Source organism: Pseudomonas sp. SZ57 (genome assembly GCF_009495975.1).
Taxonomy (GTDB): Bacteria; Pseudomonadota; Gammaproteobacteria; order Pseudomonadales; family Pseudomonadaceae; genus Aquipseudomonas; species Aquipseudomonas syringae.
In genome coordinates, this window is the sequence record NZ_WIBD01000026.1 from 83,921 (window position 1) to 107,575 (window position 23,655).

Sequence of the window (23,655 nt, forward strand, 5' to 3'; positions counted from 1 at the left end):
CCTGCCAGTGACCGTACATCCTTGATGCGCCACAGTTTTCCGCAATCATCGGCTTTTCAGAAGGCAAACGGCAGTGCACTGATTTAATGCCGGGTGTTACTGGTTGCCCCGCAATCAGTCACTGCGCGTTGCTACCGTGCCCCGGCAGACCAGCTCTACGGGTACGCGCACGACGTCCTGCGCACAGTCGCCGCCCGTCATTCGCTGCAGCAGTTGCGCTACCCCGAGACGGCCAAGCTCTCTGGAGGATTGGCGGATGGTACACAGCGGCGGGGTCAGCAGGCTGGCGTACACGGCGTCGTCGAAACCCACCAGCGACATGGCACCGGGCACGCTGATGTTGCGCTCACGCAAGACATCGAGCACGCCCAGAGCGATGAAGTCACTGGCGGCGAAAATCGCCTCCGGAGGATGGGGCAGGGCGAGTAGCTGAGCGGTTGCGATACGCCCGAACTCACGGCTGTAATCCCCGAAGCACTGGTATTCCGGCACCTCTGCGATGCCCGCGAGCGCCAGCGCCTCCCGGTAGCCTGCATAACGTTCGCGGGCACTCATCAAGGCCGACGGCCCGGACACATGAGCGATGCGTCGATGGCCATGGCGGATCAGATAGTCCGTTGCCAGGCGACCGCCCTGATGGTTGTCGGCGAAGACTTTGGGCTGCGACGTGCCGGGAACATCTTCGTCGAGCAGAATGATATTGCGGTAGCTCATCAGCTGGCTGGCCAGCGTGCCGTCATCGGGGCGGTTGCTGACCAGTAGCAAGCCATCGACGTTACGTGAATCCAGCCAACGCACAAACGTGCTTTCGCGCTCAAGCAGGTTGCGGGTGACACACAGCACCAGGTTGTAACCATGTGCGGACGCCTCTTCCTCGGCCGCGTCTGCCAGCTCGGCAAAAAACGGGTTGGCGATGTCCGGCAGCACCAGACCGATGGTTTCACTGCCGCCTTTGCTCAGGCGCCGGGCCAAACTGTTGCCCCGGTAGTCCAGCGCCTTGATCGCCGTGTCGATACGTTTCGCGGTTTCCGGCGGCAGGCTGATGCTTCGGTTCAGATAGCGCGACACCGCAGCCTTGGAAAGACCTGCATGGTTGGCAACATCCTTGAGCGTTACGGGTCTGGTCATGGCGGTCGGCTTTGATGCCTGAAAAACGAAGCATTGAAGTGATGTACCGGTATCTTCTCATGCGTGCCCGAACAGCCCGACGATTTTCTCTGCGGGTTGCGTCGAAAAAATCCATGTGGGGCGTTGGTCGGCCAGCTACCGTTGACTTTTTGCACGTTTGCGACACGCTCTGCTGGAGCGAATATTTGCCGTCTTGAGCTGTTGGTACGTAACTAAATATGGCTCATTATTTATATGTTGTCGTATGACTTATGTCTGATCACTTCACACACTACGGTCACGCAAGTAGCCCAGGTATTCCTTGCATTGGCTTTAAGACATTCGCCACGAATGTGATCACTTACAGTGATAGTTCTTCATTAAAGAAGCCCCTCTTGTGTGCTTAATGGAACCGCATAGCACACTGCGACACTCAGTTACTCAATTTTCCAATAAATGCGGGCGATGAGTGTTTGCGATGAATGCCATTCAGCCAATTATAAGCGCTGCTTATTTTCAATATTCTCTCGGTGATAGCAACTGGCTGCTTTCTCGGGTCTCTTCATTATCAGCAGGCGTTATCCATGATTGGATCAACCCGAAAAGTGGCTATTTGCCTTGTGAGTATCGGCTGATGGCGTTCGAGTCTGATAACAGTCCTGATGCCTGTAAGTCCAGGGACGAATGTTCATCGCGTGCCGCAAGACGAACGTTCAGGAGGGCTTAATGATAAATCCCGTAAAACACAACTTCAGTCACCTTGGGTTTTCAAATGCTCAAAGTACCTCGGCACTGGGGCCTGCCAGTAATAAAGTGCCCAACTTTGTTTCGCGAGGGCGAGGCAAGGGAGTTCCAGTGGAGGAATTCAATACTGCCGAAGAGTGTCGTTTGGCGGGTCGGCAGGACAGCGTACTGGATTCGATAGACGGCAAAGAGTTCATGCGACTGCTGCAGAAGTACACGGCCTCTGAAACAACCGAGGAGGAATTTGCGGACCTGAGGGCCTCCATACCGCGCTATTCCATTGAGTTGGCCAAGTCGGATCACCCTAAGGTGCTTTATCGGGGGATATCTCTGGATGATGAGGCGGCGTCGCTGTTGCTGAATACCTCCAAGGGTTACCGCAGTCGCGAAATAGCCCATGGTCTTATTCACGGCCTGCGCGTGGTCAAAGGCGTTTACACCGCGACTGGGGTGGCCAGCGCCTCGACAGTGTCAGCCGTTTCGCAAGGCTTTGCGCTGGTGAACGCGAACAGGAAAAAAGAAACACCGGTTCTTTTTGTATTGAAAGCGATGCCTGCCGTTCCCGCGCTCAACCACAGTGGTGCAAAGGGTGTGACACTCAGTGAGAGCCGGTTGCCGTTATCGGTGGCCAGCAAGAGTGAACATGAAGTCATTCTGGATATCACCAACCGGTACGAAATTACGCAGGCTCGCCGGAGCGGTGAGTTCATTGTCGTCGACATGACGGTTTTAGGGCGGTCCAAGAGGGGAAGTGAATTCGCCCTCGTCGAGACTGACAAATGGAAACAACTCTCTGGCGCCAAGGGCTCTAATCCAGGTGGATTGTTTCAAGCGCCCAATGGCGTTAAGTGGTATGTAAAAACCAACCCGTCTGCCAATAGGCTTCGAAACGAGGTGCTTGCCTCCAGGCTGTACCGTGCCGCAGGAATCGATGTTCCTGACATAGAACTGGCGTCCCGCAAAGGCAAGCCCGCACTGATTTCAAAACTGATAGTAGGGAACCCCAAAGAGCTCGATACGCTGGCAAAAAATAGCCAGTTGAAGTGCGGCTTCGCGGTGGATGCCTGGCTGGCGAACTGGGATGTCATCGGTCTGACGGGGGACAATGTCATCTTCAATCACCGTAACAAACCTGTGCGCATCGACCTTGGCGGTGCGCTGGTCTTCCGCGCCCAAGGGGAGCACAAGGGTCATCAGTTCGGTACCACGCCCATGGAGCTGGTCACGATGCTGTCTCGTGAAGACAATTCGTCCAGTCGTGCCTTCCGGAAAATCGAGCGTAATGACATCCGCGAGGGTATTGCAGCGATAGAAAAAATACCGGACGCGCGTATTGCCGCACTGTGCGCAGAACACGGACCTGGCAATCACAGCGAACGCATTGAGCTCGGCAAGAGACTGATCAGTCGAAAGAAGTGGCTGGTCGATATGAAGCAGACGCTTCCTTATATTCATCGCCAAAAGAACGAGCGCGGCGATGTTGTCACTGTTAAAAAACCCACGTCACCCAGCGCTTTGGATACGTGGCGTGATCGATACGCAACAGCCGTTTTTGTACCCCACAGCGCTGTCCGTGGCAGCATGAACAACCTGCCGTTCAGATCATTTACACCCCCGAACACGATGGATGGCTGGCGCCGATTTACAACCCGGGCGGTCAACTTCACAGAGCCGGAATTTAAGCGTTCTCCGCACCTTGCTCCCGCCAGTGGAGCGATCATTTTTGAGCCCGACGGCAGGGTATGGATCACCGAGCCGACCAATCACCCGTTCGGCGCAACGCATGCTTTTCCCAAGGGAAAGCAGGAAGCCGGTCTGAACTTGAGGACCAATGCACTCAAGGAAGTCTACGAAGAGACGGGGCTTCTGGTGGAATTCCACGGCTTTATCGGTGACTACGACCGAACGACATCCCGTACTCGTTATTACCTTGCCAAACGCATAGATGGCACACCGTCCGACATGGGCTTTGAATCTCAAAGCGTCAAGCTGGCAAACATTACCGAGGCCAAAAGACTGCTACCCAACGCCCTGGATATTGCCATCTTGCGGGACGCAGAACAGGCTTATCTAAAGGGCCCTTTCAAATGAATTTCATCTGCTTGAACGCGGAAAGACGATAAAGAGGATTTCTGAAACCCTGCACAAAACCCCGTTCACCCAAACGCGTTACCTCCACAAAAAAGGAGTAATGAAATGAGCATGAATACCTCTGTAAGCAACAACAGCCCGGGGTGGTCGCCTGTCTCACCGGGCGACCAGGCTCCGAGTCCGGACTATTCAGGTAAATCGTCGAGCAATGCCGTGCACTTTCTTCCTCCGGAAAGTACCCAGCGCTCGCCGAACACGGTGAGTTGGGGGAATGGCGCGCCGACAACCGCCACCACCGGGAATGGACAAGCAGGAGGGGGCGATCAAAGTGACTTGATCGAGGCGTTGACGACGCTGATTCAGGCGCTGCTGAAACGCTTGCTCGGTGATTCTTTCGCAAGTAACTCTTCTGCAAATAACCCTTCCGAGAACCCGTCCCCTGCTTCGGCCGGTCCAGGTCGGGCTTCTGCTTCTCCCGGCGGTGCTGCCAGTTCGACGCCAGACTCAGGACTGTCTGAGCAGCCAAATCAAGCCCAACCGTTCAATAACACTGGCTTGGGTTCTCATGGCGGCGCGAATACGGTTCCTGACCGGATTGCGTCTCCTGAGGCAGCGCAAAAAATGGTCGAAGACGTGAAAAATGCCGGAGGGGAAACACTTCGCATCCAGATGACCCATGACCAGATCAATGACCCGGCGCAAATGGCCAAACTCAAGGCGATGATCGATGCCGGCGACAAACAAGGGGTCAGGATTCAGTTTACGTTTCGTGACAACGCCAATGGCGGTGGGGGCAACGTCTTGTCCGGCGACAAGCTCAAACAAGCCGCCGACGATGTCAAAAACGTGGTGTCTGCCCTTGGAAACCATCCGAGTTTTGTACTCGATACGTTCAATGAGGGCGGCAAGAGTGCCACTCAAGGTTGGGCCGATATGCAGAGCACGTTGATCAAGTCAGCCCGCGACGCAGGTTACAAAGGCGACATCGTGGTGGAGGACAGCAATTGGGGTGGTGGTCTGACAGCCGGCGGGGAAAGCGGACTGGTCAAATACGCTGATCAGTTGAAAGCCGCCAACGGCAGCAACAACCCTGGCCTGATTGGCAGCATCCATGAGTACGCCAGCGGTGCCGATGCCTCCTCGCGTTTGTCATCGGAGATCAAGGCGCTTACGAGCGCGGGCTTCAAGCCGCAAATCGGTGAAGTCGGTAACGCCAACTGGACCGGAGGCGGTAACTTCGAACAGCGCGACGGCGCCAACCAGGCCGTGAAGGACAACATGGGCGCCTTGAAAGCGGCCGGCGCCGATGTGCTGCCATGGATGGACCAGTTCGAGAACGGCAAGATCAAACACGATGTCGGTTTCTCGAAAGGCGATCAGTTTTCCTGATCCTGTTTCATGGAACTTGATTTGCCTGTTGACCACTCAGCGGGCAGCTATCTGTGAGGTCGTCAACGACCAGTGCAGAGCGGCGAGTTGGAGAGGTTGCACAGATGCTGCGCTGTCTGCGCAACCCCCTTTTTTCATGACCGATAAGTAGCAGGTATAAAAGCTATGCCTATCAACAGACCCGCCTTCAATTTAAAACTCAATACGGCCATTGCCCAGCCGACTGTGAAGAAAGATGCAGGTGCGGAATTGCGCCGTTTGAATCAGAGCGAAGTGCGTGCCAACACACAGACACGTTTTGCCGTTAATCACCGTGCCCCCACTTATGACGTCGCGCAAAGCGCGCTGGGTGAAAATCACGGTGGCTGGACTGCCGCCAATCATTTCAAGATGACGGGGTCTGAGGTCTTCATCCATATGGATCGCCTGGAGCCGAACTGCAAGGGGGAGTTTGCCGGAGACAAGATCCACCTCAGCGTTGCACCTGAGGATGTACCGGATGCATTCAATGCGATAGGCAAAATACTGCAGGCGAGCGACAGTCCGGTTGACTCGTGGAAAGTGACTGACATGAAATGCCTGCAAGCAGAGATGCCGGCGGCAAAGCAGCGCGTGGCGCTGGGCGCTCAGTTCACGATCTACGCCAAGCCCGACCGTGCAGACAACACCTACAGCCCAGAGTACATGGGCAAAATGAGGGGGATGATCAGCAGTATCGAACAGGAGTTGAGCGCCGCCGGTGTAAGGCAGAGCAGCCATCGCCCGGACTCCGATGTCTCCCCGGGGCACTGGAGCTATGCGTCTTACCGCAATGAGCATAAAAGCAACAGATCAGGGACTTCCAATCAGCACAGGAACCTGGAGGCAGAGCCTTTTTTCCAGTTGGTCTCATTCTCTGACGGGGCTTCAGGGTCATCCAGGTCCAGCGCTGGCCATCAGGCTTTGCTGACACCATCGTGGGCCCGATAAGGCTGTTTTTCTGAGCATTGCCGTGCGCCCGGCGTTTCTGTCGTGAAACGTGGGTGTCGAAAGAAGCGCTGGCTGCACGGCGACAGCTTCGGATTCACCGGTGCAGGATCGCCTGATGAATCTCCTGCAACGGAATGATCCGCTGCGCCGCGTTCAGTTTGATCGCTTCCTTGGGCATGCCGAACACCACGCAGCTGGCTTCGTCCTGAGCCACTGTCGCGCTGCCGGCATCGAGCATTTCCTTGAGCCCGCGTGCGCCGTCGTCGCCCATGCCGGTCATGATGATGCCGGTGGCGTTCTTGCCGGCGAATTTGGCCACCGAACGGAACAGCACGTCCACCGAAGGACGATGGCGGTTGACCAGCGGGCCGTCGATGACCTGGACGTGGTAGTAGGCGCCGCTGCGCGTGACCATCATGTGTTTGCCGCCGGGGGCGATCAGTGCGAGGCCGGGCAGGATGCGGTCGTTGTTTCTGGCCTCGCGCACCTCGATCTGACTCAGGCTGTTCAGGCGTTCGGCGAACGATGCGGTGAATTTCTCCGGCATGTGCTGGACGATGACCATGCCCGGGCACACGCGAGGCAGGGCGGTCAGTACCGCTTCCAGGGCCTGGGTACCGCCGGTTGAGGTGCCGATGGCGACGATGCGCTCGGTGGTCTGCGCCATGGAGTGACCGCTGGCGGCGGGAAGAATGGCATCGGCGGTCAGTTTACTGGCCGGGGTCAGCACCGGGGCGGCGGTGCGCTTGCCGAGGTTTCTGACGTTGGAGTTGGCTGCTGCGCGTACTGCTGCAACCAGCTCGGCAGCCGAATCGATGAGGAAATTCTTCAGCCCGGTGGTGGGCTTGGTGATGATTTCCACCGCCCCGGCAGACAGCGCCTGCAATGAGGTTTCCGCGCCTTTCTGAGTCAGCGACGAGCAGATCACCACCGGTGTCGGCCGCTCGCTCATGATCTTCTTGAGGAAGGTGATGCCGTCCATGCGCGGCATTTCCACGTCCAGCACAATGACGTCCGGCCATTCCTGCGCGAGCTTGCTCATGGCGAATATCGGGTCTGACGCCGCGCCCATGACATGAATATCGGGGGTGTCGTTGAGAATGGCCACCAGTACCTGACGGACTACAGCCGAATCATCGACCAGCAGTACGCTGATTTTTTTGTTTGGCATCTTTTTCCATTGCTTCCATTGGTTGGTGCCTGACCCATACGTTTCCGTCCCACAGGTCGAAGATGATGCTGCGATGGCCGGTGCTGCCCAGGTCCTGAGCCATCAGTTTCAGACGGTTTTGTTCGGCCAGCGCAAGCGCCGCGTGAACGTTGCCGTCAGCGACGTTCTGCATGTGCGGGTCATGACGATGAGCAGGAAACATTTCGCCGCCGCCAAACAGCTTGACCTGATATTCCTCGGGCAGGGTGCCATTGGCCAGCGCATGGCGAATGAGTATTTCCATCGCTTCGTCAGCATACTTGCCGTCCAGTGGCTGATGCCGGCGTATGCGCCCGGGCAGCATGAAGTGGCACATGCCGCCAATACGCCGCCACGGGTGCCAGAAGGTAATCGCCACGCATGAACCCAGCAACGTGCGCAGGCGGGTCGGCTGGGTCTCAAAGACCACTTCGCCAGGCCCGAGTACTATTTCGGCGACACCTACAAGCGTGTTCATGGTTTGCGGTAAATCGAAGGGGAGACCATTTTCAACATGTCATTTATACCGTTCAGGCTTTCTGAGTGGCTGATGATGAAATAGCCTCCTGGCTTGAGACGCGGAATCAACCGCGCGACCACTTTGCTTTTGGTTTCCTGATCGAAATAGATCATCACGTTGCGCAGGAAAATGACGTCGAACTCGCCCAGATCCGGCAGGGTGTCATTGAGATTGACCTGCACGAAGCTGACCCGGCTGCGCAACGACTTGTCGATCAGAAAGGTCCCTTCCTGGCGACCTATGCCTTTCAGACAGTATTTGAACAGCAAAGGTTGCGGCAACGTTTCGGTGCGCTCCAGAGGGTAGTGACCGCTGCGCGCCTTGCTCAGCACGCGGGTGCTGATGTCCGAACCGACCACTTCCCAAGGCGTGGTGCCCAGTTGCTCGGCCAGAGTCATGGCCAGGCTGTAGGGCTCTTCGCCAGACGAACTGGCGGCGCTCCAGATGCGGAACATTTTGCCGTGTGTGACCTTGGGCAGCACCTGCTGACGCAGAAAATCGAAGTGCTTGGGTTCGCGGAAGAAGTACGTTTCGTTGGTGGTCAGCAGGTCCAGCGCTACTTGCAGCTCGCCGTTGCGCTGATCGTTCATGATCAGCTTGAAATACTCGCCATAGTTGTCCAGCTCGTAATGCTTGAGACGCTTGAACAGACGGCCGGCGACCAGCGCTTTCTTGGCCAGCGTCAGTTTGATGCCCGCAGCGCTATACAGCCAGTTCTGGAACTGGCCGAATTCGCGATCGGTGAGCGACGCTGTATCAGGCATGTGCAGACCTCACGTCGCGTCGACGTCGGGCGGCAGAGACTGGCTTGCCTCGGCGAGGCTGGACATTTCATCGATGGACAACACGCGGTCGACCTCAAGAACGATCACGAACTTGCCGTCGACCTTGGCCATGCCGCTGATGAAGTCGGCGCGAATTCGCGCACCGAAGTTTGGCGGCGGCTCGATCTGCGACGCTGGAATCTCCAGCACCGCTGAGACATTGTCGACCAGCAGACCGATGTCCTGCGGCTGGCCGTCCTCGCTGTTGGCCTCGATGATGATCACGCACGAGCGCCGGGTGATGGCCGAGTTCTGCCGCCCGAAACGCGCCGACAGATCAACCACCGGCACCACCGCACCGCGCAGGTTGATTACCCCGCGCACGAAGGCGGGCATCATCGGCACCACTGTCAGGCTGCCGTACTCGATGATTTCCTTGATGCCCAGAATGCCGATGGCGAACATCTCGCCACCGAGCATGAAAGTCAGGTACTGCGCCTCTTCTTCGACCGTCGCTGCGGTCTGCCGAGTCGTGACCAATGAGCCCATGTCGTTCTCCCCTGGAGTCTCTATCGAAGCCGGTAATCAGAAACGGGTAAATTCCGATTCGTCCGGGGCGCCCGCCATGCTTTGCGCAAATGCCTTGCGCGGAGCCTGTTGCGGTGGACGCGGAGGCTGACGGTTCGGGCTGTTGCGGCTGTCGAAAGTAGCGCTTTGTGCGACGGCCCTTGGCGATGCGTCGAGGGTGAAGAAACTCATGGCCTGTTGCAGTTGTTCGGCCTGGCTGCTCATTTCTTCCGCCGTAGCCGCCAGTTCTTCGCTGCTCGATGCGTTTTGCTGGGTGACCTGGTTGAGCTGGGTCATGGCGGTGTTGATCTGCGCCACACCGGCTGCCTGCTCTTCCGACGCGGCACTGATTTCCTGCACAAGGTCGGAGGTCTTGTTGATCGAAGGCACCATCTCGTCCAGCAACTTGCCGGCCTTCTCGGCCATGTCCACGCTGCTCGACGACAGCTCGCCGATTTCCTGCGCGGCCACCTGGCTGCGTTCGGCCAGCTTGCGCACCTCGGCGGCCACAACCGCGAAACCCTTGCCATGTTCGCCGGCGCGCGCGGCTTCGATAGCGGCATTGAGGGCGAGCAGGTTGGTCTGGTAAGCGATGTCGTCGATGATGCTGATGCGCTGGGCGATTTTCTTCATCGCCACGACGGTCTGCTGCACCGATTCGCCGCCATCGGTGGCTTCTTTGGCGGCCTTGCTGGCCATGCCATCGGTGACTTTGGCGTTCTCGGTGTTCTGGTTGATGCTGGCGCTCATCTGCTCGACCGATGCGCTGGTCTCTTCGACGCTGGCGGCCTGCTCGCTGGTGGCCTGGCTCATCGACTGTGCAGTGGCACTGACTTCTTCCGACGCGCTGGCCAGGTTGTCGGCGGCGTTACGCACTTCGCCGATGATGTGCGACAGCTTGCCGACCATGTTGCGCATGGCGTTGAGCACCATGCCGGTTTCGTCCTTGGAACCGTGGCCGATGTGGGCGTTGAGGTTGCCCTCTGCCAGTTGCTCGGCGGCCGTTGCGGCCTCCTTCAGCGGGCGGGAAATGATCCGGGCGATGAACAGCGCCAGACCCAGGCCTATCAGCAAGGCGGCAATCAGCACAACGACGATCGAGATGCGTGCGTTTTCGTACAGCTTCGTGCCCTTGTCACCCGCGACAGTCGCACCGGCGTCGTTGAGCTCGACCATTTTTTGCAACTGGCCGGTCAATTCGTCGAAATGCGTTTTGGACTCGCCCTTCAGCATCGCTCGTGCCTGGGCTTCGAGGCCCTGACGGGACATGTCGAACAACTCGCCGCTGCTCTTGAGGTACGCAGCCCATGTGGCCGTAGCGCTGTTGAGTAGCTGGCGATCCTCATCACTGACCACCAGCTTTTCATAGGTGGCCAGGCGGGTTTCGAACTGTTTGCGAGCGTCCGCTGCTTCAAGCTCCATCTGCGCCTTTTCCTGGGCGGTGTCGGCTGCAATGTGGCGGTTTTCCTTCAAGCGATAGTTGGCGGCGAAGAAGCGCATGCCCGCGGCCGCACGCATCGACGGCATCCAGTTTTCCTTGATGTCCTGAGCGGCCTGGTTGACCTGGCCGAGCTGGAGGATGGCAAAGACTCCCATGGCCGCGGTCAACGCCAGAACCACCAGAAACGAGGTAATCAGCTTGGTGGAAATCTTCAGATCGTAGAACCATTTCATGAAGTAACTCCTTGGGAATTGCGAATCCGTCAGCGAGAAGTGGGCAACAGGGATTGAGGCGCCTGGGTCGAGCGGGCCTCCATGTGTACGATCTGGTTGAGCAGGGCGGGGATGTCGAGAATCAACGCCACCGCGCCACTGCCCAGGATCGTCGAGCCGCTGATGCCGCGCAGCGCGCCGAACAGCTTGCCCAGAGGTTTGATAACGGTTTGGAACTCGCCAAGCAGCTCGTCGACCACCAGCCCGGCCTTGTGCTCGGCGTAACGCACCACCACCACGTTCTGGCGCCTGGCGGCCGGGCCTTCATGATTGAAGTGGTCGCGCAGGTAGACCAGCGGCAGCACTTCGCCACGCAGGTCCAGGTAGCCGCTGTCGCGGGTCAACTGCCGGTTGTGTTCGTCCAGCTCGATGCATTCCTGCACCATGTCCAGCGGGATCACGTAAGTCGACTGATCGATACCGACCAGAAAGCCGTTGATGATCGCCAGCGTCAGCGGCAGGCGGATGCGCACAATGGTGCCCTGACCGGGCTGACTGTCCAGATCCACCGTGCCGCGCAGCAAGGTTATGTTGCGCTTGACCACGTCCATGCCGACACCCCGCCCCGAAAGGTTGGTGACGGCCTCGGCAGTGGAAAAGCCGGGCTCGAAAATCAGGTTGTAGATTTCCTGATCGGTGAGGCTTGCGCCGGCCGCCACCAGCCCGCGTTGCTGGGCCTTGTCGAGGATACGCTCGCGGTTGAGTCCGGCCCCGTCGTCGGCGATTTCAATGACGATGCTGCCCGAGTCGTGGTACGCGTTGAGGCTCAAATGACCTTTGGCCGGTTTGCCTGCCGCGCGACGTGCTTCGGCGCTCTCGATGCCGTGATCCATGGAGTTGCGCAGCAGGTGCATGAGCGGGTCGCCGATCTTTTCGACGACGGTCTTGTCCAGTTCGGTCTCCGCACCATTGATGATCAGGTCGATGTCCTTGCCCAGTTCCTGGCTGACATCGCGCACCACACGGCGGAAGCGATTGAAGGTGTCGCCGATGGGGATCATACGCAGGTGCAGCGCGCCATCCAGGATCTGCTCGACCAGCCCCGATACGGTGGAACTGGCTTCCTGAAGCGGGTCGTTGTCGCACGACTTGGCCAGCAGGCTGGCGCCGGCGCTGGCAATGACCAGCTCGCCGACCAGATTGATCAGCTCGTCGAGCTTGTCGGCGTTGACGCGCACATAGCGGCCATCCTTGTTTTTCTGCTCGCTGCCCGAAGAAGGGCGCTCTACAGCGGTTGCCGTTGCCGTTGCCGTTGCGGGCGTACGTGGCACTGCGCGCTGATCGCCCAGCAGTTCGCCGCTGGCCACCATAGGGCTGTGCTCGGGCTGCGAGACCAGTTCGGTGCCGGTGGGCTCGACAGGGTCTGGCGTCTCGTTCACCGGGGTGATTTTCACTGCGCAGTCTTCACGCACGAAATCGAAGACTTCGTTGATCGCGGCGTGCCCGGCAGCAGAGCGGAAATCGATCTCGAAACCCAAGTGGCAGGATTCCGGGTCCCACGCCTCAACTGCCGGAATGCTGTCGGTTACCGTCGTGACCTGGACCATCTGCCCCAGGGTATTGAGGTAACGCAGGAACGACAGCGGGTCCATGCCGTTGCGAAACACATCCACACCAAAACGTAGCGAGATATGCCAGAGTACTTCGGCTGACGGTTCATCATCGCTGACGACCGACGCACTCGCGCTGTCAGCGGCGCTGGCGCTGGCCGGTGCCTGGAAGACCTGCAACGCCTGACGCAGCGCTGCCTCGCGCTCCAGTGCAGGTTGCTGCATCTGCTGGCCACGGCTGGCGACCACGTCGATCAACTCAAGCATGTGATCGCCGGATTTGAGCAGCACGGCGATCAGCTCGGCGTTCACCGAAACGCTGCCTTCACGCAGACGATCCAGCACGTCTTCGACGATGTGAGTAAAACTGACGATAGGCGTCAGCCCGAACAGTCCGGCCGAGCCTTTGATGGTGTGCGCTGCGCGGAAAACCGCGCCGATCGCGTCCTGGTCGCCGGGCTCGCTTTCGAGTTGCAGGAGGGATTCCTCCATGGCCTGCAAAAGCTCACGCGCTTCAACGATAAACGTCTGCTGTGCCTGATCGAGATTAATACTCACGATGACTTCCTTGATCGATCACTGGGCAGTACTGCAAATGGACGCGCTACAGCACCACACCCGGATTACATAACTCGAAGGTTTCGCTGACCGCCTTGCTTTGCCCGGTCAAATGCAGCGAAGTCCCGGTCTTGCCGGCTTCGCGCTGAATCACAGCCAACAGTTGCAGACCGGCGCCGTCCATCTCGGTGACCTGTGAAAGGTCTACCTCCAGGCGTGCCGCAGCGCCGATCTGCGGCAGTAGCCTGGCGGCCAGTTCGGTCACGGTGTAGATCGTCAACTCGCCGTCTATCTGCACGCGTGCAGTGTCGGTAGCGTTTTCGTCTGGCGTGGGCATGCTGGCCTCCAGGGGCCTGGGTCTCAGGGCAGGATGAGCTTGGAAACCGCTGCGAGCATTTGTGCCGGCTGAAACGGTTTGACGACCCACGCCTTGGCGCCTGCGGCCTGACCTTCAGCCTTTTTCGATTCCTGGGATTCGGTGGTCAGCATGATGATGGGCGTGAACTTGTAGCTGGCCAGCTTCTTCACTTCCTTGACGAAAGTGATGCCATCCATGTTCGGCATGTTCACGTCGCTGATGATCAGGTGCACCTTCTGCCCGGTGAGCTTGCCCAGTGCATCCTTCCCGTCACAGGCTTCGATAACGTCGTATCCGGCACTCTTCAGCGCGATACCGACGACTTGCCGGACGCTGCTTGAATCGTCGACCACCAATACACTCTTAGCCATGATTTACTCCTAGAAAAACGTGATTTCCTGCGAATCCTGCTGTGCTGCCGATTCACCTCGGTGAGTGCGACGTTGCTCGTCGGTCGCGTAGGTGGACTCCATGCGCGCCAGCCATTGCCGGGCGTCGATGGCGACGGCCTCGTCAGGGGATTGGCTAGCCTGCAGAAGGTGCGCGTGCAGCGAGTCGATGTTGTCGCGTACGTGGGCGAGAATCTGGCTGACCCGGTCCTGAAACTGCAGGTTCACCAGAACCTCGGTCATTTCGTCGCGAATCCCGTAGCTTTCCTGCTTGAGCAGGTCGGCGGACTCGGCCAGGCGACCGGTGATGCTCTGGAAGCGCTCCAGAACGTTCTGAATGCTTTGTTCGGAAGCGGCCACCGAATGGCTGTCCTGGTCGGCGCCGCTCGATGCGGCTTGCACCAGCTGGGTAATCGCGTTGTTGATGATGTCGACCTTGGCGGACATCTGCTGACCGGTTTCGCTGGACTTGCTCGACAGGCTGCGCACCGCATCGGCCACCACGGCAAAGCCACGGCCCGCCTCACCGGCGCGCGCCGCCTCAATGGCCGCGTTGAGGGCCAGCAGGTTGGTCTGTGCGGCAATCGCTGCAACGTCGGCCGCCATGGTGCGCAATTCGCCGGTGTAGGCGGTGAGGCTGCGGACCTGGGAGAGCGTCTGGTCGCGGCTGGCCTGAGTGGATTTGAGCGAGTCGATCACCTGGCTCAGCTCGCTGTCGCTCTGCGACAACACTTTCAGCGCACCATCGGCGTTCTGACCGTCCAGTTCACCGGCAGCGTGTTGCGACGCTTGTACGGTTTCCTGCAGGCGCTCGGAAATGCCCATGAAACGCGTGCTCAGCTCGACAATTGCGGTTTCGGTCTGCTGGCGCGAGCTCTCGACCTGCTTGGCCCAGATCGGCATGGCACCGAGAAGTATTTCATTGAACTGGGCGTTGGACGCCATGGCGCTGCTTTGTGCGCTATGCGCCTGGTGATGATCCAGCGCCTGAGCCACGGCGCGGCGCACTTCGTTCTGCTGTGAACGGGCAGCCCAGGCACAGGCGCCGAGACCGATCGCCAGCAGTACAGCGCACGCCACCAGATTGGCCGTACCCGTGCCGAACTGCGTGAGAATCCAGGCAATGGCGGGTATGACGGGAATGAGTGAGAACCAGATGAAACGCGGATGATTTTGTGCAGGAGTACTACTGTATTGATTCGACATCATGGGTTCGATCCCTGAACAGTGCAGCGTTGTACACGACTCAATGGTTATCTGCGCGCCGCAGACAAACTTGATAACAGTACGAGAGCCTTCCGTCCGATTGCTTGGCGCACAACCCGATCCTGTTAAAAATAGCGGGTATTCGGGGCACCGCAAGTCGGCGCAGCAAACGCGTTGGCAGAACAGCCGAATTCACTTGGGAGAGGACGCAGAGCGTCCAGAACGGCATGCGACGCAGAGCGCCGCACGATAGAGGGGGGATCGTTCCTCACGCTCCCGCGTGGGAATGCAGTTCACGACGCTCTGCGTCGTCAAGAGGACGCGGAGCGTCCGGAACGGCATGCGACGCAGAGCGCCGCACGATAGAGGGGGGATCGTTCCTCACGCTCCAGCGTGGGAATGCATTTCACGACGCTCTGCGTCGCAAGGTCTGCGCTGCCCCGCACAGTCAAGATAAGACGCAGAGCGTCCAGAAAGGCATGCCCACTTCAGAGCATGGGCACGAGAGTGCTCTCCCGTGCACTTCTCGTTTGGCGTGCCTTAGTGCAGCTTCATCCGCGGCTCGGTGCCTTTGCCGATCTTGCTGCCCAGCATCAGCATCAGGGTCCGGAAGGTGCCGTACAGCGCCATCTGGTGCATGCGGTACAGCGACACGTAGAACATCCGCGCCAGCCAGCCTTCAAGCATCACGCTGCCCATCAGGTTACCCATCAGATTGCCGACGGCCGAGAAGCTCGACAGCGAGATCAGCGAGCCGTAGTCCTTGTAGGTGTACTCCGGCAACGTCTTGCCTTCGATCCGCAAGCGCAGCGATTTGACCAGCAAGGATGCCTGCTGGTGGGCGGCCTGAGCGCGTGGCGGGACGTTGCGGTCGGTGCCTTTTTGCGGGCAGGCCGCGCAGTCACCGAAGGCGAAGATATTTTCGTCACGGGTGGTTTGCAGCGTCGGCAGCACTTGCAACTGATTGATCCGGTTGCTTTCCAGCCCATCCAGTTCATGCAGGAAGGCCGGGGCACGGATACCTGCCGCCCAGACCTTCAAGCTCGCCGGAATGACCTGCCCGGTAGCAGTGATCAAACCATCAGCCGTCACTTCACTGACTGCCGCATTGGTCAGCACCGTCACGCCGAGCTTTTCCAGCGTCTTGTGCACTGGCGCGCCGATGCGCTCAGGCAGCGCGGGCAACACCCGTGGGCCGGCTTCGATCACCGTGATGCGCAGGTTTTCCGGCTTGATCTGACCCAGCCCGTAAGCCGCCAGCTCATGCGCCGCGTTGTGCAGCTCTGCCGCCAGCTCGACACCGGTTGCACCGGCACCCATGATGGCCACGGTGATTTCCTGCGCGCTGTCGGCCTGACCGGCGTGGGCGCGCAGATAGTGGTTGAGCAGTTGCTGGTGAAAGCGCTCGGCCTGCTTGCGGCTGTCGAGAAACAGGCAGTGCTCTGCCGCGCCCTTGGTGCCGAAGTCGTTGGTGGTGCTGCCCACCGCGATGACCAGCGAGTCGTAACCCAGGCTGCGTGCCGGAACCAGTTCTGCGCCGTTTTCATCCAGCGTCTCGGCCAGATGAATCTGGCGGCTGGCGCGGTCAAGACCGGTCATGCGCCCGAGCTGAAACTGAAAGTTGTTCCACTTGGCCTGAGCCACGTAGTTCAGCTCGTCCTCATACGAGTTGAGCGAACCGGCAGCCACTTCGTGCAACAGCGGCTTCCAGATATGCGTCAGGTTGGCATCAACCAGCGTGACACTGGCCGTGCCTTTCTTGCCCAGGGTCTTGCCCAGACTGGTAGCCAGCTCCAGACCGCCAGCGCCTCCGCCAACGATAACAATACGATGCGTCATAAGGATTACTCGGAAGGTTTAAGGAATTCGGGGGTAGCTCGATCTTCGCGAGCGCAAGGCAGCTCATAGCGTCAGAAGGCTCAATAAAGGGTTCCTCACCACACTGCCCGGGTCAGGAGCGGCCTGCGCTCGACTGGATGCCGGTGTGTCTAAGGTACTCTTCGACACACCTTTGCGGTCCCGGGTTCAGGTGTCTGCTCAATTTATCCGTTGTCTCAGGCGTGCTGTCGGGCAGGGGGCCACGGATCGGTGATTTCCAGCGGCTCGACCTGCAGCGTATCGTCCAGGCGGATGATTCCGCTTTGTAACACTCGCGCGGTGATTCCACCATGCCCGCGCACCGCCTGGAACGTCCCGTGACCAAGGCGTTGTTCAAGTCGTGCACAAGGCTGACACCAGCCGGTGGTTTCGAAAATCGCCTGACCGATCCGGAAACGGCGATTCTTCAGGCTGAACAGGTTGATGCCACTGATCACCAGATTGCGCCGCAAATCCTGCGGCACGATAGGGTTATCCGCCGCGCGGTTCAGCAACGAGCCAACCACCGCCAGATGTTCCCACTGGATCAGCGTCACCTGCCGCGCATTACGCGGGCCGGGCCGCGAGTGATCGCCGGTCAGACCCGCTTCGCGACGCGCTTCCACGGCATCCAGCTCGATCATCTCGACCCGCGATTGTGGACGCACGCCTATCCAGCGCACACGACCTTGTTGCGGCACATCGGCCAGCAGTTCCTGCAAGGGGCTCATAAACTGATTCCAACATCGAAAACGACACTGCGCCCCAGATTGGTACGCAGAAAATCCGGAGCGCCGGGATGCGCGAACAATACCCGAGCGAAGGTCGGCCCCACCAGCGACAACGACCGCCAGCCCTGACGCAGGTACTCGGTCGGTGGTGGAAAGTGACTGTTGAGGTCCAGCACCTCGCGCTTAAGGCTGGCGAAGGCAATGATATCCAGCCCGCCCAGATCAATGCCGCGTTCGCGATAGTTGGTGGATTTCTTGCGCAGGGTAGGGGCGAGTCGGTGCAGCAGTTCAGAGGCCGGAATGCGCTTGGGCTTGGCCTCCCGACGTACCAGTTGGCTCAACGAGAACGCGCTTCGTCGTCGCGCCAGCTCCTCACGCCACTCGTCATTGAGACGCCGCCCCTCATCCAGCACGAAAAACACCTCGAAGCGCCCGTCACGAAACAGCACATCCGGCGGCTCCTGACTGGCAGGCGTGAAGTCCTCATTGCGATGCGCAATGTTCAGCCCCTGCAACAGGCGCTGACAAACCCAACGCTCACGCTCCCACTTCCGCGCATTGGAAAGAAAGGCGTTGGCTTGTTCGGCCTGGATCGTCAACAGGCGCAGGTAGTCTGAGTCATCCATAGGGGGCTAGCTTACCGCTCAAATGTGAAGGTGATAAACAAAGACTGACGTGTTTTAGAGAGTTTTTTCATGAGGTCTGAGAGTACGTAAAAAAACCTTTCAGCAGGCTAAAGCTTTCCTTTATTACGCCGAACTCATGACAGGTCAATTTAATGGCACTCAGGAATTCTTTTCGCATGGAATGTAGATGAATCCCTCTCTTCCGCTCGGCATCGTCATCCTGGCTTGCACCTGTGCATGCAGCGAAGCTGTTTCTCGCGAGCAAACGGAGCAGCATGCTGACCTGCTGGGCGTTTACCAGGCCGCAGCGCTTAACGATGCGCAGCTGTCTGCTGCACGTCATGCCTACAGCGCACAACGTGAAGCAGTACCTCAGGCGCGGGCAGGCCTCCTGCCGAATCTGACCGCAGGGGCGACAACCGAGGCGACCAGCCTGAAGCGAGATGAGCCTTCGTTAAGCCGTGAGCGCAGCGGTACTACATTTCGCGCGAATGTCAGTCAGCCGTTAGTTCGCATTGATCGCTGGTTCCAATTGAAGGCTGCGCAGTCAAGTGTGAGCCAGGCGGAGCTTGAGCTTTCTGCCAAGGAACAGAATCTGCTCTTGACCGCAGCTCAAGCTTATTTTGAAACCCTGCGTCAGATGGATGCCTATGCCGCAGCTCAGGCAGAAGAGGCTGCATTATTGCGCCAGCGGGATCAGGCTCAAGGTCGTTTGGAGGATGGCGCCTCAAGCATCACTGACGTGTATGACGCTCAAGCCGCCTACGACAATGCTCGCGCCAATCGTCAACTGGCCCAGCGGAAAGTTGATGATGCCTATGAAGCTCTGGAGCGTCTGACCAAGCGCACTTACACGTCAATTGCCGGGATGGGGCATCAATTGCCTGTGGAGGCGCCAATACCCAACGACGCTCGTGCCTGGGTTGACGCAGCGATGCGGCAGAACCTTCAATTGCAAGCCAGCGAATATGCAGTTAGTGCCGCAGAACAGACGCTCAGCCAGCGCAAAGCTGGGCATGCTCCCACGATCGACGCGGTTGCGTCCTATCGAAAGGGCGACAACGACAGCTTTGGCTACAGCAATCCGACGGACTTCGGCAGTAACGGCTATCGCGACCAGGTCGCGCAAAGCAGCATCGGTATTGAGCTTAATATCCCGCTTTACTCAGGCGGAATGACAAGCTCTCAGATCAGAGAGTCCACCGAGCGTCTTTATCAGAGCCAGGACGAACAGGAAGACCGTCGCCGCGAGGTCGTTTTGAATGCCCGTAACGCTTTTCGCGGTATCAATGCAGACATAGAGCAAATTGCGGCCCGGCGCCAAAGTATTGTTTCTGGACAGAAGTCTGTGGAGGCCAACCAGGTGGGGGTGGACGTTGGCTCTCGCAATATAGCTGACGTCCTCAATGCCCAGCGCCAGCTCTACGCAGCCGTTCGCGATTATAACAATGCCCGTTATGACTACATTCTTGACAACCTCAAGCTGAAACAGGCTGCCGGAACCCTCAGTCCTGATGACCTAAAGGCACTGGCGTTACATCTAAAACAGAACTACGACCCCTCCCGCGATTTTCTTCCCCCGGGTCTCTGAGTTCTATTGCTGGAGGGGCGTAGCTGAAAAGTTAAGATCCATATACATTTTGTTTTAAAAATGTGATCCACTTCACAATGGCATATTGCTATTAGATGATGGATTGATCAGATTTGCCTACCAGTGGCATGTCAGCAGGGAAGCGCAATGAATGATTCGGAAATGGGCGCTCAGACGCCTGACAATGCCCCGCGCCTCGATACCGGGCTGGCCTCTTTGGTCATGCTTGCCCGCTTTCATCAGGTGGCTGCCTCGCCAGAGCAACTGGCCCATGAGTTCGGCAGTCCTGACCAGTGCCTGTCGCAAGACAGCCTGTTGCTGGCAGCACGCAAGCTCGGCTTGAAAGCCAAAGCCGCCAGGACCACCACAGAGCGTCTGGACCGTACACCACTTCCCGCTATAGCGGCGGACAATAACGGTGGTTTTTTTATTATTGCGCGTCTTGATCAAGGCAAGGTGCTCATCCATGACCCTCTTTCTCAACGCCCTGAGGTTGTTACTTTCGAGGCCTTGCAGGCGCGTTGGACAGGACAGTTATTGCTTATCCGCTCGGAAGCCGGAACACCGGGCGAGTCTTCAAGTTTCGATTTCACCTGGTTCATCCCTGCCATCGTCAAATACCGGAAGTTGCTGGGCGAAGTGATGCTGGTCTCCTTCGTCCTGCAAATTTTCTCGCTGATCACGCCGCTGTTCTTTCAAGTGGTTATGGATAAGGTGCTGGTTCATCACGGGCTGACAACGCTTGATGTCATTGCGATTGGTCTTGCGGGGGTCATGCTGTTCGAGTCGGCCCTGTCCGGCTTGCGCACCTACGTATTTGCGCATACCGCCAGCCGCATCGACGTAGAGCTGGGTTCGAAGCTGTTTCGTCACTTGATCACGTTGCCACTCTCGTACTTCCAGGCGCGCCGCGTGGGCGACTCGGTAGCGCGTGTGCGTGAACTGGAAAACATCCGCAACTTCCTGACCGGCAATGCCATCACCCTGTTGCTGGATGTGCTGTTCTCGGTGGTGTTCATTGCGGTGATGTTTTACTACAGCGGTTGGCTGACGTTGATCGTGCTGTTGTCCCTGCCGCTCTACATTCTGGTGTCGGTGCTCATTACTCCTGTGTTGCGCAAACGCCTTAACGACAGTTTTGCCCGAGGCGCTGAGAACCAAGCGTTTCTGGTCGAAACGGTTAACGGCATCGACACCCTTAAATCGATGGCAGTGGAGCCTCAAGCCATTCGCAAGTGGGATAACCAGTTGGCGGGCTATGTCGCTGCCGGATTCAAAACTCAGAACCTGTCGACCATTGCCAACGAAAGTGTCTCTCTAATAGGCAAGTTGGTGACTGTCGCAACACTGTGGTTCGGTGCTCGCCTGGTGATTGACGGCCAACTCTCGGTGGGCCAGTTGATTGCGTTCAATATGCTGGCCGGGCGTGTTGCCCAACCGATCATGCGCCTTGCCCAACTGTGGACCAACTTCCAGCAGACCGGCGTATCAGTGCAGCGCCTGGGCGACATCCTTAATACCCGTAACGAACTCTCGCAAGTCAACCGCAGTGCGCTACCGCCGATCAAGGGGCGCATTGAGTTCGATCAGGTGCACTTTCGCTATCGTCCCGATGGCTCGGAGATCCTGCGGGGCATCAATCTTGTTATCGCGCCAGGCCAGGTCATCGGTGTGGTGGGGCGTTCCGGCTCTGGCAAAAGCACACTGACGCGCCTGTTACAGCGCCTTTATGTACCGGAGCGCGGTCGGGTGTTGGTAGACGGCATGGATCTGGCCCTGGCAGACGTCTCTTCCCTGCGCCGCCAGATCGGCGTGGTACTGCAAGACAATATGCTGTTCAACCGCAGCATTCGCGAAAACATCGCCCTGAGCGATGCCGGAGCGCCTTTGGAAGCCGTGATGCAAATGGCCAAACTGGCTGGCGCCCACGACTTCATCCTTGAGCTGCCGGAGGGCTACGACACGATGGTCGGCGAGCACGGTGCGTCGTTATCTGGCGGTCAGCGCCAACGTATCGCTATCGCCCGCGCCCTGATGGGCAACCCGCGCATCCTGATTTTCGACGAGGCCACCAGTGCGCTGGACTATGAGTCCGAGCGCATTGTTCAGCAGAACATGCAGGCCATCTGCAAGGGGCGCACGGTGATCATCATCGCGCATCGGCTGTCTGCCGTTCGCGATGCCAACCGCATCGTTGTAGTCGATCGCGGGCAAATTGTAGAGCAGGGCACTCATGCCGAATTGCTCACACATCAAGCCGGTCATTACTCGCGCCTTCATCGCCTGCAGCAGGGAGGCAGCCATGTCTAACGCCGAATCTACCGGTCTGTTGCAGCGCTACCGCCGTGTGTGGCGCCAATCGTGGCGTCAGCGTCGAGAAATGGATGCGCCCAAGCGCCTGGCGCATGAAGTGCAGTTTCTGCCCGCAGCACTGGAACTCCAGGATAAGCCCAGTCATCCCGCGCCGCGTGTTTTTATGTGGGCAATCATGTTTTTTGCCGCCCTGGCGTTGCTATGGGCATGCCTGGGCAAGATTGACGTGGTCGCCACAGCCAGCGGCAAAATTATTCCCAGCGGCAAGACGAAAACCATTCAGTCCAGTGAAACCGCGGTGGTCAAAGCGATTCATGTGCGTGACGGGCAATCCGTCAAGGCAGGCCAATTGCTTCTGGAGCTGGATTCCACATCAGCCGATGCCGATGTCGGACGTGTTCGCAGTGACTTGCTGGCTGCGCGAATCGACAGCGCTCGCGCGGCCGCCATGCTCGACGCAATCAATCAGCGCAAGCCACCTCGGGATCTGACCGGCACCATACTGGATGCCGACCCGATGCATGTATTGGCGGCTGAGCGCTGGCTGCAGGGCCAGTATCAGGAGTACCGCAGTAGCCTTGACCTGGTAGACGCCGAAATTCAGCAACGCCAGGCCGATATTCAGGCCGCGCGTATTCAAGTCATGAGTTTGCAGAAAACCCTGCCTATCGCCACCAAGCTGGCAAGTGACTACGAAAACCTCCTGAAAAAGCAGTACATCGCCCGTCACGCTTACCTGGAAAAGGAACAGGCCCGCCTGGACCTGGAACGCCAACTGAGCGTGCAGCAGGCCAGCGTCCTGCAATCCACCGCCGCCCGCCAGGAAGCAGAACGTCGTCGCGAAGGCGTAGTCGCCCAGACCCGCCGCGCCATGCTCGACTTGCTGCAACAGGCCGACCAGAAAATCTCGTCTTTCAATCAAGACCTGACCAAGGCTCGCTATCAGGAAGACCTCACCACCCTTGAAGCGCCGGTCGACGGCACCGTCCAGCAACTGGCTGTGCACACCGTTGGCGGCGTCGTCACCCCTGCACAACCACTGATGGTCCTGGTCCCCGACGGCCAGCCCGTGGAAGTGGAAGCCATGCTGGAGAACAAGGACGTCGGTTTCGTCCGTGCCGGTCAGCCCGTTACCGTTAAGGTCGAGACTTTCACCTTCACCAAGTACGGCACGATCGAAGGCGAAGTCATCAGCGTCTCCAACGACGCCATCGAAGATGAAAAGCGCGGGTTGATTTACAGCAGCAAGATCCGCCTAAACAGCGACACGCTGAATGTGAATGGTGTGGACATCAAGTTGTCACCGGGTATGGCGGTGACGGCGGAAGTGAAGACCAACAAGCGGCGGGTAATCGAGTATTTCCTGAGTCCGTTGCAGCAGCATGCGTCGGAGAGTTTGAGGGAGCGGTAGGTATAGCTTGAT

General features: G+C 58.5%; 19 protein-coding genes. 6 read left to right on the top strand and 13 right to left on the bottom strand.

What is annotated here, in order from left to right; translation table 11 throughout:
* Positions 1-114 precede the first annotated feature (114 nt).
* Positions 115-1,128 (bottom strand): LacI family DNA-binding transcriptional regulator, encoded by a 1,014-nt coding sequence (locus GE543_RS21720; RefSeq protein WP_004409894.1) that lies wholly within the window; start codon positions 1,126-1,128, stop codon positions 115-117.
* Positions 1,129-1,833: 705 nt separating this feature from the next.
* Between GE543_RS21720 and GE543_RS21725 the strand changes: the two genes are divergently transcribed.
* From GE543_RS21725 to GE543_RS21735, 3 genes are all read left to right on the top strand, one after another.
* Positions 1,834-3,942, top strand: coding sequence for an NUDIX hydrolase (locus GE543_RS21725; RefSeq protein WP_178118653.1), 2,109 nt, complete (start codon positions 1,834-1,836; stop codon positions 3,940-3,942).
* 555 nt (positions 3,943-4,497) lie between these two features.
* Positions 4,498-5,331: a cellulase family glycosylhydrolase gene (locus GE543_RS27180; RefSeq protein ID WP_178118654.1), complete on the top strand. Its 834-nt coding sequence runs from the start codon at positions 4,498-4,500 to the stop codon at positions 5,329-5,331.
* A 165-nt stretch (positions 5,332-5,496) separates the two neighbouring features.
* On the top strand, positions 5,497-6,300 hold the full coding sequence (locus GE543_RS21735; RefSeq protein ID WP_003414793.1) for a type III effector: 804 nt from the start codon (positions 5,497-5,499) through the stop codon (positions 6,298-6,300).
* Between the two features lie 94 nt (positions 6,301-6,394).
* Here GE543_RS21735 and GE543_RS21740 read toward each other — a convergent pair whose 3' ends face one another.
* The 12 genes from GE543_RS21740 to GE543_RS21795 form a co-directional block, all read right to left on the bottom strand.
* Positions 6,395-7,471, bottom strand: a complete 1,077-nt coding sequence (locus GE543_RS21740; RefSeq protein WP_153222347.1) for a chemotaxis response regulator protein-glutamate methylesterase — start codon at positions 7,469-7,471, stop codon at positions 6,395-6,397.
* Positions 7,434-7,967, bottom strand: coding sequence for a chemoreceptor glutamine deamidase CheD (gene cheD / locus GE543_RS21745; protein WP_153222348.1), 534 nt, complete (start codon positions 7,965-7,967; stop codon positions 7,434-7,436). The genes GE543_RS21740 and cheD overlap by 38 nt, the downstream gene beginning before the upstream one ends.
* Entirely contained in the window at positions 7,964-8,773 is an 810-nt protein-coding gene (locus GE543_RS21750; RefSeq protein ID WP_153222349.1) for a protein-glutamate O-methyltransferase CheR, read from the bottom strand. The genes cheD and GE543_RS21750 overlap by 4 nt, the downstream gene beginning before the upstream one ends.
* Positions 8,774-8,782: 9 nt before the next feature.
* Positions 8,783-9,322 carry a chemotaxis protein CheW gene (locus GE543_RS21755; protein ID WP_003430748.1) on the bottom strand — a complete coding sequence of 180 codons (540 nt, stop codon included), beginning with the start codon at positions 9,320-9,322 and terminating at the stop codon, positions 8,783-8,785.
* A gap of 36 nt (positions 9,323-9,358) precedes the next feature.
* Positions 9,359-11,014 (bottom strand): methyl-accepting chemotaxis protein, encoded by a 1,656-nt coding sequence (locus GE543_RS21760; protein WP_046235467.1) that lies wholly within the window; start codon positions 11,012-11,014, stop codon positions 9,359-9,361.
* 29 nt (positions 11,015-11,043) lie between these two features.
* Positions 11,044-13,161 (bottom strand): chemotaxis protein CheA, encoded by a 2,118-nt coding sequence (locus GE543_RS21765; protein WP_371927225.1) that lies wholly within the window; start codon positions 13,159-13,161, stop codon positions 11,044-11,046.
* A gap of 46 nt (positions 13,162-13,207) precedes the next feature.
* Positions 13,208-13,498 (bottom strand): lipid asymmetry maintenance protein MlaB, encoded by a 291-nt coding sequence (locus GE543_RS21770; RefSeq protein WP_003347075.1) that lies wholly within the window; start codon positions 13,496-13,498, stop codon positions 13,208-13,210.
* A 23-nt stretch (positions 13,499-13,521) separates the two neighbouring features.
* The gene (locus tag GE543_RS21775; protein ID WP_002553206.1) at positions 13,522-13,890 is read right to left on the bottom strand and encodes a response regulator; all 369 of its coding nucleotides are present in this window, start codon (positions 13,888-13,890) and stop codon (positions 13,522-13,524) included.
* Between the two features lie 9 nt (positions 13,891-13,899).
* Positions 13,900-15,117, bottom strand: coding sequence for a methyl-accepting chemotaxis protein (locus tag GE543_RS21780; protein WP_153222350.1), 1,218 nt, complete (start codon positions 15,115-15,117; stop codon positions 13,900-13,902).
* Positions 15,118-15,654: 537 nt separating this feature from the next.
* On the bottom strand, positions 15,655-16,953 hold the full coding sequence (locus tag GE543_RS21785) for an NAD(P)/FAD-dependent oxidoreductase (protein WP_153222351.1): 1,299 nt from the start codon (positions 16,951-16,953) through the stop codon (positions 15,655-15,657).
* A gap of 215 nt (positions 16,954-17,168) precedes the next feature.
* Complete coding sequence (locus tag GE543_RS21790) at positions 17,169-17,702, bottom strand: MOSC domain-containing protein (RefSeq protein ID WP_003317783.1); 534 nt, start codon at positions 17,700-17,702, stop codon at positions 17,169-17,171.
* The gene (locus tag GE543_RS21795) at positions 17,699-18,328 is read right to left on the bottom strand and encodes a DUF1780 domain-containing protein (RefSeq protein WP_003345130.1); all 630 of its coding nucleotides are present in this window, start codon (positions 18,326-18,328) and stop codon (positions 17,699-17,701) included. The genes GE543_RS21790 and GE543_RS21795 overlap by 4 nt, the downstream gene beginning before the upstream one ends.
* Positions 18,329-18,515: 187 nt before the next feature.
* Between GE543_RS21795 and GE543_RS21800 the strand changes: the two genes are divergently transcribed.
* The 3 genes from GE543_RS21800 (at position 18,516) to GE543_RS21810 (ending at position 23,643) form a co-directional block, all read left to right on the top strand.
* On the top strand, positions 18,516-19,919 hold the full coding sequence (locus tag GE543_RS21800; RefSeq protein ID WP_003414802.1) for a TolC family outer membrane protein: 1,404 nt from the start codon (positions 18,516-18,518) through the stop codon (positions 19,917-19,919).
* 147 nt (positions 19,920-20,066) lie between these two features.
* Positions 20,067-22,229, top strand: a complete 2,163-nt coding sequence (locus GE543_RS21805) for a type I secretion system permease/ATPase (RefSeq protein ID WP_153222352.1) — start codon at positions 20,067-20,069, stop codon at positions 22,227-22,229.
* Positions 22,222-23,643, top strand: coding sequence for an HlyD family type I secretion periplasmic adaptor subunit (locus GE543_RS21810; protein WP_103689988.1), 1,422 nt, complete (start codon positions 22,222-22,224; stop codon positions 23,641-23,643). Before GE543_RS21805 ends, GE543_RS21810 begins: the two co-directional genes overlap by 8 nt.
* Positions 23,644-23,655: the final 12 nt, after the last annotated feature.

Excerpts from the sequence above, each read along its gene's own strand:
- GE543_RS21720 (WP_004409894.1), bottom strand. The coding sequence starts at position 1,128 with ATGACCAGACCCGTAACGCTCAAGGATGTTGCCAACCATGCAGGTCTT.
- GE543_RS21725 (WP_178118653.1), top strand. The coding sequence starts at position 1,834 with ATGATAAATCCCGTAAAACACAACTTCAGTCACCTTGGGTTTTCAAAT.
- GE543_RS21735 (WP_003414793.1), top strand. The coding sequence starts at position 5,497 with ATGCCTATCAACAGACCCGCCTTCAATTTAAAACTCAATACGGCCATT.
- GE543_RS21740 (WP_153222347.1), bottom strand. The coding sequence starts at position 7,471 with ATGCCAAACAAAAAAATCAGCGTACTGCTGGTCGATGATTCGGCTGTA.
- cheD (WP_153222348.1), bottom strand. The coding sequence starts at position 7,967 with ATGAACACGCTTGTAGGTGTCGCCGAAATAGTACTCGGGCCTGGCGAA.
- GE543_RS21750 (WP_153222349.1), bottom strand. The coding sequence starts at position 8,773 with ATGCCTGATACAGCGTCGCTCACCGATCGCGAATTCGGCCAGTTCCAG.
- GE543_RS21755 (WP_003430748.1), bottom strand. The coding sequence starts at position 9,322 with ATGGGCTCATTGGTCACGACTCGGCAGACCGCAGCGACGGTCGAAGAA.
- GE543_RS21760 (WP_046235467.1), bottom strand. The coding sequence starts at position 11,014 with ATGAAATGGTTCTACGATCTGAAGATTTCCACCAAGCTGATTACCTCG.
- GE543_RS21770 (WP_003347075.1), bottom strand. The coding sequence starts at position 13,498 with ATGCCCACGCCAGACGAAAACGCTACCGACACTGCACGCGTGCAGATA.
- GE543_RS21775 (WP_002553206.1), bottom strand. The coding sequence starts at position 13,890 with ATGGCTAAGAGTGTATTGGTGGTCGACGATTCAAGCAGCGTCCGGCAA.
- GE543_RS21780 (WP_153222350.1), bottom strand. The coding sequence starts at position 15,117 with ATGATGTCGAATCAATACAGTAGTACTCCTGCACAAAATCATCCGCGT.
- GE543_RS21785 (WP_153222351.1), bottom strand. The coding sequence starts at position 16,953 with ATGACGCATCGTATTGTTATCGTTGGCGGAGGCGCTGGCGGTCTGGAG.
- GE543_RS21790 (WP_003317783.1), bottom strand. The coding sequence starts at position 17,702 with ATGAGCCCCTTGCAGGAACTGCTGGCCGATGTGCCGCAACAAGGTCGT.
- GE543_RS21795 (WP_003345130.1), bottom strand. The coding sequence starts at position 18,328 with ATGGATGACTCAGACTACCTGCGCCTGTTGACGATCCAGGCCGAACAA.
- GE543_RS21800 (WP_003414802.1), top strand. The coding sequence starts at position 18,516 with ATGAATCCCTCTCTTCCGCTCGGCATCGTCATCCTGGCTTGCACCTGT.
- GE543_RS21805 (WP_153222352.1), top strand. The coding sequence starts at position 20,067 with ATGAATGATTCGGAAATGGGCGCTCAGACGCCTGACAATGCCCCGCGC.
- GE543_RS21810 (WP_103689988.1), top strand. The coding sequence starts at position 22,222 with ATGTCTAACGCCGAATCTACCGGTCTGTTGCAGCGCTACCGCCGTGTG.